Origin of the sequence: Neisseria sp. HMSC070F02, assembly GCF_001814225.1 — a bacterium.
GTDB classification, from domain to species: domain Bacteria; phylum Pseudomonadota; class Gammaproteobacteria; order Burkholderiales; family Neisseriaceae; genus Neisseria; species Neisseria meningitidis.
In genome coordinates this window covers 8,166-17,338 of the sequence record NZ_KV815356.1, presented here as the reverse complement: position 1 = coordinate 17,338, position 9,173 = coordinate 8,166, and the positions used below count along the sequence as shown (strand labels likewise).

Annotated in this window: 8 protein-coding genes; 2 read left to right on the top strand and 6 right to left on the bottom strand. The window is 53.2% G+C overall.

Annotation, left to right across the window (positions count from 1 at the left end; all coding sequences use genetic code 11):
* Nucleotides 1-142 precede the first annotated feature (142 nt).
* The 6 genes from pepN to dusB form a co-directional block, all read right to left on the bottom strand.
* On the bottom strand, nucleotides 143-2,746 hold the full coding sequence (pepN, locus tag HMPREF2959_RS01370; protein ID WP_002243638.1) for an aminopeptidase N: 2,604 nt from the start codon (nucleotides 2,744-2,746) through the stop codon (nucleotides 143-145).
* A gap of 123 nt (nucleotides 2,747-2,869) precedes the next feature.
* On the bottom strand, nucleotides 2,870-3,664 hold the full coding sequence (locus tag HMPREF2959_RS01365; protein WP_002243639.1) for a 3'-5' exonuclease: 795 nt from the start codon (nucleotides 3,662-3,664) through the stop codon (nucleotides 2,870-2,872).
* Nucleotides 3,665-4,382: 718 nt separating this feature from the next.
* Entirely contained in the window at nucleotides 4,383-5,270 is an 888-nt protein-coding gene (locus tag HMPREF2959_RS01355; RefSeq protein WP_025461275.1) for a lipid A biosynthesis lauroyl acyltransferase, read from the bottom strand.
* 50 nt (nucleotides 5,271-5,320) lie between these two features.
* Complete coding sequence (gene ruvC / locus HMPREF2959_RS01350; RefSeq protein ID WP_002243641.1) at nucleotides 5,321-5,857, bottom strand: crossover junction endodeoxyribonuclease RuvC; 537 nt, start codon at nucleotides 5,855-5,857, stop codon at nucleotides 5,321-5,323.
* Between the two features lie 2 nt (nucleotides 5,858-5,859).
* Nucleotides 5,860-6,099, bottom strand: coding sequence for a Fis family transcriptional regulator (locus HMPREF2959_RS01345; RefSeq protein ID WP_002213092.1), 240 nt, complete (start codon nucleotides 6,097-6,099; stop codon nucleotides 5,860-5,862).
* Between the two features lie 29 nt (nucleotides 6,100-6,128).
* Nucleotides 6,129-7,139 carry a tRNA dihydrouridine synthase DusB gene (gene dusB / locus HMPREF2959_RS01340; RefSeq protein WP_002243642.1) on the bottom strand — a complete coding sequence of 337 codons (1,011 nt, stop codon included), beginning with the start codon at nucleotides 7,137-7,139 and terminating at the stop codon, nucleotides 6,129-6,131.
* A gap of 368 nt (nucleotides 7,140-7,507) precedes the next feature.
* Here dusB and HMPREF2959_RS01330 point away from each other — a divergent pair, with 368 nt between their 5' ends.
* Both HMPREF2959_RS01330 and HMPREF2959_RS13120 read left to right on the top strand, forming a co-directional pair.
* On the top strand, nucleotides 7,508-8,881 hold the full coding sequence (locus HMPREF2959_RS01330; protein ID WP_002220784.1) for a DEAD/DEAH box helicase: 1,374 nt from the start codon (nucleotides 7,508-7,510) through the stop codon (nucleotides 8,879-8,881).
* A 179-nt stretch (nucleotides 8,882-9,060) separates the two neighbouring features.
* Nucleotides 9,061-9,173: FAD-dependent monooxygenase (locus HMPREF2959_RS13120; RefSeq protein WP_083314116.1), on the top strand; the 113-nt coding region annotated here is incomplete at its 3' end.

Here is a 9,173-nt window from a genome sequence, read left to right as displayed (position 1 = left end):
GCCTTGTCCTGATTTTTGTTAATCCACTATAATTAATATGACTTTGCGGCCGTTTTGCCATTGCGTAATAAAACGATGGGGAAGTGATGATAAAACGTGTGTGTAACTATATCAGACGGCATTGTTTTTCTGTTTGACGGCCTCAATCCAAAATTTTGCCGACGATTTCGCCCACGTCTTTCGACAATCCTTCCTGCGCCCGAATGCGCTGCAATGCTTGTTTCACCAAGTTTTTGCGGTGCGGCTCGAGCTTGTTGCAGAGGTTGAACGCCTGCACCAGGCGGGCGGCGACCTGCGGGTTAAAGCGGTCGATTTCGATGACTTTGTCGGCGATGAAGCGGTAGCCGCTGCCGTCTTCTGCGTGGAAATGCGGGACGTTGCGGCTGAAGCTGCCGATGAGCGAGCGGGCTTTGTTGGGATTTTCGAGGCTGAACTTCGGATGCTGCAAGGCGGTTTGAACCTGTTGCAGGGTGTCGCTGCGGCGGCTTGAGCCGACGAGGGCGAAATATTTGTCCATCACCAGCGCGTCGTCTGAAAACTTGTCGGCAAACTGAGCCAGCAGGCGGTTGCGCGTATCGCTTTCGTTGCCGTTAACGGCGGACAGGATGCCCCATTCGTGGGTCATGTTTTGCGCCATTTCGCCGTATTTTTCGGCAACGGTTTCGATGTGCGCGGGGTCGGCGCACAGGACGAAGGCGCGGCAGACGTTGCGCAGCGTGCGCCAGCCGGCAGCTTCGGGGCTGTACTCGTAGCTTTGGTTTTCCTGCTTCGCCGCCTGACGGTTCAATTCGTGCCATTTCGGCAGGAAGCGGACGGCAAGCGTATCCAACAAGGCTTCGCGCGCCTGATGGTAGCGCAGCGGGTCGATGTTTTCTGCGCCGTCCCACAGTTCGGCTTCAGACGGAACGCCCAAAAGCAGGGCTTTGAAGGCGTTGTCCAAGAGGTCGTCTGAAATGACTTTTTCGACGGCGGCAAGCAGTTTTTCATGTTTCGGCAACTCGACGCCGTCTGAAAGCGCGGCAAGGTTGGCGGCGACGGCGCGGCGGTAGAGCGTTTGCGCGGCTTCCCAGCGCGTGAAGGCGTCGCTGTCGTGGGCAAGCAGGAGCAGCAGGTCGTCGTTGCTGTACGGATAGTTCAGATGCACTGGCGCGCTGAACCCGCGCAGCAGCGAGGGAACGACGGCTTCGGTTACGCTTTCGAACTGGAAGGTCTGTTCGGCTTCGGTCAGCAGTAACACGGCTTCGGTTGCGCGTTTGCCCTGATAATCGAATGCCACCGCTTCGCCGTTGCGGTTCAGCAGCCCGACTTTGACGGGAATCATCATCGGCTGCTTGTCCGCCATATCGGGCGTGGGCGGCACGGTTTGTTTGATGGTTAACTCGAAACTATTGTTTTTCAGACGACCTTCCGCTTCCAAGACGGGCGTACCCGCCTGGCTGTACCACAAGGCGAACTGGTCGAGATTGATGCCGTTCGCGTCCGCCATCGCCGCGCGGAAATCGTCGCAGGTCACGGCCTGCCCGTCGTGTCGTTGGAAATAGAGCTTCATGCCTTTTTGGAAGCCCTCTTCGCCGAGCAAGGTGTGATACATCCGCACCACTTCCGCGCCTTTTTCATAAACGGTCATGGTGTAGAAATTGTTCATCTCCTCATAGCTGGCGGGGCGCACCGGATGGGCGGTCGGGCCTGCGTCTTCGGGGAACTGGTGCTGGCGCAGCAGGCGGATGTTCTCGATGCGGCGCACGGCGCGGCTGGCGCGGTCGCCGGAAAATTCTTGGTCGCGGAACACGGTCAACCCTTCTTTCAGCGAAAGCTGGAACCAATCGCGGCAGGTAACGCGGTTGCCTGTCCAGTTGTGGAAATATTCGTGTCCGACCACGGATTCAATGCCTTCAAAATCGGTATCGGTGGCGGTACGGCTGTCGGCGAGGACGAACTTGGTGTTAAAGATGTTCAAACCCTTGTTTTCCATCGCACCCATATTGAAATCACCCACGGCGACGACCATGAAAATATCCAAGTCGTATTCCAAACCGAAGCGCGTTTCGTCCCACTTCATTGCGTTTTTCAGCGATTCCACGGCAAAGCCGACCTTGGGCTTGTCCGCTTCGGTGGTGTAAAACTCGATTTTGACGTTTCTGCCGCTCATGGTGGTGAAATAGTCTTCCGTGACCGCCAAATCGCCCGCGACCAAAGCAAACAGATAACTCGGTTTGGCAAACGGGTCTTCCCATTTCACCCAATGGCGGCCGTCTGAATACTCGCCGCCGTCGATTTTGTTGCCGTTGGAGAGCAAAACGGGATAGCGTTTTTTGTCCGCAACGATGGTGGTTGTGAACTTGGACATCACATCAGGACGGTCGATGTAAAACGTGATTTTGCGGAAGCCCTCCGGCTCGCACTGGGTAAACAGATTGCCTCCGGAAGCATACAGCCCCATCAGCGATTTGTTTTCCGCCGGCAGGATTTCGGTTTCCACTTCGACGGTGAAGCGTTCGGACGGCACGCCCGCAATCGTCAGCGTCTCGCCTTCCAACATATAATCCGCCACCGCCCCGTTGATTTTGACGGACAAAAGTTTCGCCGAACCGTCCAACACCAGCGGCTCCCCCACCCTCTGCGGCTCGACCGTCAAACGGGATTTCACGACGGTTTGCGGTTCGGCAATATCGAAATGCAGGTCGGTTTCGAGAATACGGTAGGCAGGCGTTTGGTAATCTTTCAGATAACGGACGGTTTTGCTCATTTTTTTCTTTCAATATTGTTTGGTTTGACTGGAAAAGGCTTCAGACGGCATGGGCGCATCCCGCGTATGCCGTCTGAAACCGAAACGGCGGCACAAGCGTACCGCCTTCGGACAGCAGTTTTTCTATTTCCACGCTTGGACAAATTCTGCCCAATGCGGTTTGTCTTCTGTTTGGGCGGAAAGATAGTTTCTGATCCGCTTGATTTCCATTTCGTATTCGTCCGCGTCGAATCTGCCGCTGACCAGACAAAAACGCAGATACATCAAATACGTATTCACGGCATCGGTTTCACAATAATTGCGGATTTCCTTCAATTTACCGGCATGGAATGCCTCCCAGACCTTGCTGCCGTCCATACCCAATTTACCCGGAAAACCGCACAGTTTCGCCATATCGTCCAGCGGCACATTCGCCCTCGGCTGGTAAAGCGCGAGCAAATCCATCAAATCGCAATGACGTTGGTGGTAGCGGCTGATGTAGTTGTTCCACTTGAAATCGCGGCTGTCGCCGAAATCGCCGTCGCCCATATCCCAATAGCGCGCGGCGTTGATGCCATATATCAGGGAGCGGTAATGCAGAACCGGCAGATCGAAACCGCCGCCGTTCCAACTGACCAGTTGCGGCGTATGTTTTTCAATCAACTCGAAAAACTTGGCAATGACCACTTCCTCGCCGTCATCCATCTCGCCGATGGTACCGACATGGACTTTATCCTGCCCCCAACGCATGCAGCACGAAATCGCCACAACCTGATGAAGATGATGCTGCATAAAATCCCCGCCTGTCTGAGCACGGCGTTTTTGCTGGGCAAACAGCACCACTTCATCGTCGGACAGGGAAGACGGCAAGTCATACAGCGTACGGATACCCTGCACATCGGGTACGGTTTCAATATCGAAAGCCAAAATCGTATTCATGGCAGTACCTTGCATTCAAAAACAGACTTGCGCCTATTGTGTCATTAAAAGGCGGATAAAAAAAGAGGCAACCCCCCACAGGATTGCCCCAATACCTCAAATCAGAGATTTACGCTTCACAAACAATACAGGCTTTCGCCTGCGGCTTTACCCGCGTAGCTCAACTCTACGCCGGCAAACTTTCGTTTCACCGTTTCCGATGAAACCCCGACCAATCGCAAGATTGACCGGAAAATCCTTTCAGACGGCATTTCCTGCCTGTTGTGTAATTCCATGTAGCGAAATGTACGCCATTTTTTACAGCTTGCCAAGCATTTTTTACAAAACGAATATAGAAGCGTTTATTTTATAAAATAGTGAATTTTTTGATTTTTTAGATTAAAATTCTAAAAATTTATTTAAATTGATACTTAATTTTATAATGTCTATATATTTGACAATATATTTCTCAAGCTGGCACCGAATAAAATAGCAGTTATTGAATAATAATTTATAATATTATGTTTTTAAAGGAAAATAATTTTAATATATTAACCATATCAATAGAATATATTCATTGATTTATCATGTATTCTCCAAATTTTCTTTGAAATCTATTTTTAAAATCAAAAAATATTATTTTTTAGACACTTAAAATAACAGCAATTATTAAATGCTTCTGTTTATATAATTCAATTTTTCGCATTTAAGCAAAACTCAATTTTCCCTTAATAGTCCACTATGTAGTTTCGTGTAATTTGTAAAAATCCTGTACACCTTCCGGACGGGTTTTAAAACGCTTGTGCAGCCAAAAATACTGCTCGGGATGTTCGCGCACCCGCTCTTCGATAAAGCGGTTCATACGCTGCGCGTCGGCCTGCGCGTCTTCACCCGGAAAGGATTTCCAAGCCGGGTAGAAATGCAGTGTAACCGTATTGTCCGCCTCCCTGACGGGGATGGCGGGAATCACTTTGGCATTTGCAAGCGCGGCAATGCGGCTCAAGCCGGTAATCGTTGCCGTCTGAATCCCGAAAAAATCCACAAAAACCGAATCGTTGCGTCCGAAATCCTGATCGGGCAGATACAGAAACGGCGCGCTGCTTTTGCGGAACTGTTTGACGAGGGCGCGCAGCCCTTCGGTGCGCCCGATGAGGAAGACGTTGTCGTAGCGGTTGCGGCCTTTCAAAATCTGTGCGTCCAATATCTTGTTTTTTTGGTGGGAATACATACTAATTAGCGGGACATCCTGATTAAGCGCGTACACCGCCATCTCGAACGCGGTAAAGTGCGGATACAGGATGATGACTTTTTCCCCCGCCGCCAGCGCGTCGTCCAAATAATGCTTATTGCGGTAGCGCACCAGCGATTTCAAACGCCCGGCAGGCGCGTACCAATATAAGCCGTATTCGAGCATCAGTTTCGCCATGTGTTTGAAATGCTGTTTCAACACGGTTTTACGCTTTTCCTCACTCCATTCGGGAAAACATTTCGCCAAATTGATTTCGCCGATACGGCGGCGCGGTTTGACCAGAAGGTAGGCAAGCAAACCCGTCAGGTCGGCAATCTTGTGCAGCAGCGCAAACGGCAGAAACTGCAAAACATACAGTACAAAAAATATAAATTTCATCTCGATACACATTTTCTTTTCAGACGGCAAAATACAAATGCCGTCTGAAACTATTGAAACCTGCCGCGCTTGACCTGCATCCCCGAAGGATTGAGTTTGGCGGCAAGCCCGTGGTTGCGTAAGGCGTGGGTCAGCGCGACGGCAAGACCGTCCGCCGCATCCGCCTGCGGCGTTCCCGAAAGCCCCAGCATCTGCACCACCATATGCTGCACCTGTTCTTTCGCCGCCTTGCCTTTGCCGACTACCGCCTGTTTGACCTGCAAGGCCGTGTATTCCGAAACGGGCAGCTTATGGCTGACCAATGCCGCCAATGCCGCGCCCCTAGCCTGACCGAGCATCAGCGTCGATGCCGGATTAACGTTGACGAACACCTGTTCCACCGCCGCCTGTTGAGGCTTGTAAACAGTAACGACTTCGCCGATGTGCCGCACAATCACGGCAATCCTGTCTGCCAGAGGCGCATCGGCAGGCGTTTTGATGCAGCCTGAGGCAACGTAAAAATGATCCCGCCCCCTGACATCGATGACACCGAAACCCGTTACGCGACTGCCCGGGTCGATGCCTAAGATACGGACGCTTGCAGCCATATTCACAACAAACCGTGTTGAATCAGCTTCTTACGCAGGGTATTGCGGTTCAGCCCCAGCATCACGGAGGCTTTGGACTGATTACCGCCGCATTGCTCCATCACACACACCAGCAGCGGCTTTTCCACCTGATGCAATACCATATCGTACACGCCGCAAGGTTCGGTACCGTTCAGGTCTTTGAAATATTGTTCTAAATTTTGTCTGATGCATTGGGAAATATCGGGAAGGGTATGGGGCATGATTGCACTTTCAAAGGATAATCAAGTGTTCAGAAGGCATTTGTGCGGTAGCCGCACGCCCAACGGTCGGTTTTTCCGGCAAGTCTTTCAAGATAACCTGCAAGCATGTCGTATTGCGCCGCCGCACTGTCCAAGCGGTTGATTTCACGACGTGTCTGTTCGCCGTCGGGCATTTCGCCGATGTACCAACCTATGTGTTTGCGTGCGATGCGCACACCGGCGGTGTCGCCGTAAAACGCGTGCATGGCGCGGACGTGGTTCAAAATGGCGGCACTGCATTCTGCCAAACTCAAGGCAGGCGGTAAAACACCGTGTTCGGCGTAATGTTTCAAATCGCGGAAGAACCACGGCCTGCCTTGCGCACCGCGCCCTATCATGATGCCGTCTGCGGCGGTTTGTTTGAGGACGGCTTGGGCTTTTTGCGGCGAGGTAATGTCGCCGTTGACCCAGACCGGGATGTTCAGACGGCATTTGGTTTCGGCGATGAGTTCGTAACGCGCCTCGCCTTTGTACATTTGCGTGCGCGTGCGTCCGTGGACGGCAAGGGCGGCGATGCCGCAATCTTCGGCGATTTTGGCGATGACGGGCAGGTTTTGATGGTCTTCGTGCCAGCCCAAACGGGTTTTGAGGGTAACGGGTACGCCTGCCGCACAGACGACGGCTTCCAAAATGGCGGCAACCAGCGGCTCGTTCTGCATCAGCGCGCTGCCGGCTTGGACGTTGCACACTTTTTTGGCGGGACAGCCCATATTGATGTCGATAAGCTGCGCCCCGAGGCTGACGTTGTAACGCGCCGCATCCGCCATCTGCTGCGGATCGCTGCCGGCAATCTGCACGGCAACGATGCCGCCTTCATCGACAAAATCGCTGCGGTGCAAGGTTTTTCTAGTATTTCTGAGCGTCGGGTCGCTGGTCAGCATTTCGCACACTGCCCAACCCGCGCCAAACTCGCGGCAAAGGCGGCGGAACGGCTTGTCGGTAATGCCCGCCATCGGCGCAAGTGCGATGGGGTTGTCGATAAAATAGCCGCCGATGTGCATAATGGGTCCGCGTTTCAAAAAAGTGCGACATTGTACATTTTTTAAGCAGGATTTCCAATCTCCGGACGCGCCCGCGATTGGGGCGGGCATCGTTTTATGGCATAATCCGCACACAGATTTCCTGCCCCGCCACTCACAGGCGGGCAGTTTATAGTGGATTAACAAAAACCAGTACGGCGTTGCCTCGCCCTAGCTCGAAGAGAACGATTCTCTAAAGGTGCTAAGCACCAAGTGAATCGGTTCCGTACTATCTGTACTGTCTGCGGCTTCGGTCGCCTTGTCCTGATTTTTGTTAATCCACTATACTTTCCCCATCCTATCGGTTTCCCGCTTCAGACGGCATAAGGTCTGAAAGAAAGACTACAATTATGAGTAATCCATTTTCCTCTTTAGGTTTGGGTACGGAACTCGTTTCCGCACTGACCGCGCAAGGTTACGAAAACCCGACGCCCATCCAAGCCGCCGCCATTCCCAAAGCACTCGCCGGTCATGATTTACTAGCCGCCGCGCAAACCGGCACGGGCAAAACCGCCGCCTTTATGCTGCCCTCGCTCGAACGCCTCAAACGTTACGCCACCGCCAGCACCTCGCCCGCGATGCACCCCGTGCGTATGCTCGTGTTGACCCCCACGCGCGAACTCGCCGACCAAATCGACCAAAACGTGCAGTCCTACATCAAAAACCTGCCGCTGCGCCACACCGTCTTGTTCGGCGGTATGAATATGGACAAACAGACCGCCGATTTGCGTGCCGGCTGCGAAATCGTCGTCGCCACAGTCGGACGGCTGCTCGACCACGTCAAACAAAAAAACATCAGTTTGAACAAAGTCGAAATCGTCGTTCTAGACGAAGCAGACCGCATGTTGGATATGGGGTTTATCGACGACATCCGCAAAATCATGCAGATGCTGCCCAAACAACGCCAAACCCTGCTCTTTTCCGCTACCTTCTCCGCACCGATACGCAAACTGGCGCAAGACTTCATGAACGCGCCCGAAACCGTCGAAGTCGCCGCGCAAAACACCACCAACGCCAACGTCGAACAACACATCATCGCCGTCGATACCATTCAGAAGCGCAACCTGCTCGAACGGCTGATTGTCGATTTGCATATGAACCAGGTCATCGTGTTCTGCAAAACCAAACAAAGCGTCGACCGCGTAACGCGCGAACTGGTGCGCCGCAACCTGTCCGCACAGGCGATACACGGCGACCGTTCCCAACAAAGCCGGCTCGAAACACTCAACGCCTTCAAAGACGGCAGCCTGCGCGTCCTCGTCGCCACCGACATCGCCGCGCGCGGGCTGGACATTGCCGAACTGCCCTTCGTCATCAATTACGAAATGCCCGCCCAGCCCGAAGACTACGTCCACCGCATCGGGCGCACGGGGCGCGCGGGCGCGGACGGCGTGGCGATTTCCCTGATGGACGAATCCGAACAGAAAATGTTTGAATCCATTAAAGAGCTGACCGGCAACAAGCTGCTCATCGAGCGCATCGAGGGCTTCGAGCCGCAATGGTGGGAACAGGGCGGCGCAAAACCGGAAAAAACCGAAATGCGCGAACCGAGACAACGCAACCGCTACGAATCCGCCAGGGCTCAGCGCGAAAAAAATACCCGACCGGAAACCACGGCAAACGATGCGGGCGCGGCTTGCGGAAAAATTGCCGGACGCAGCCGCCGAAGCCGTCGGGAACACCGGACGTGCGCCCTGCTCCAACCGCGTTACGGCGTAAAATAACCCTGAAAATCAAATGCCGTCTGAACATTTCCCGTTTCAGACGGCATTTTTCAAACCGGACTGACGCATCGGGAGCAACCGCCCGCACCGGATAAATTTCTTCCGCAAACAGTTTCAGACGGCATTTGCTGCCTGTACAATATCATTTCCTTTTCCACTCAAACCATCAGGATTTCCCAATGTCCACCCAATTCGATGTCGCCGTAATCGGCGCAGGTCCGGCAGGCTCGGTCGCATCCGCCCTGCTCCGCAAAAAAGGTTATAGTGGATTAAATTTAAATCAGGACAAGGC

What these genes read in the sequence shown, in the direction of transcription:
- ruvC (WP_002243641.1), bottom strand. Translation starts at nt 5,857, where the DNA reads ATGGCTGCAAGCGTCCGTATCTTAGGCATCGACCCGGGCAGTCGCGTA.
- HMPREF2959_RS01355 (WP_025461275.1), bottom strand. Translation starts at nt 5,270, where the DNA reads ATGAAATTTATATTTTTTGTACTGTATGTTTTGCAGTTTCTGCCGTTT.
- dusB (WP_002243642.1), bottom strand. Translation starts at nt 7,139, where the DNA reads ATGCACATCGGCGGCTATTTTATCGACAACCCCATCGCACTTGCGCCG.
- HMPREF2959_RS01330 (WP_002220784.1), top strand. Translation starts at nt 7,508, where the DNA reads ATGAGTAATCCATTTTCCTCTTTAGGTTTGGGTACGGAACTCGTTTCC.
- HMPREF2959_RS01345 (WP_002213092.1), bottom strand. Translation starts at nt 6,099, where the DNA reads ATGCCCCATACCCTTCCCGATATTTCCCAATGCATCAGACAAAATTTA.
- HMPREF2959_RS01365 (WP_002243639.1), bottom strand. Translation starts at nt 3,664, where the DNA reads ATGAATACGATTTTGGCTTTCGATATTGAAACCGTACCCGATGTGCAG.
- pepN (WP_002243638.1), bottom strand. Translation starts at nt 2,746, where the DNA reads ATGAGCAAAACCGTCCGTTATCTGAAAGATTACCAAACGCCTGCCTAC.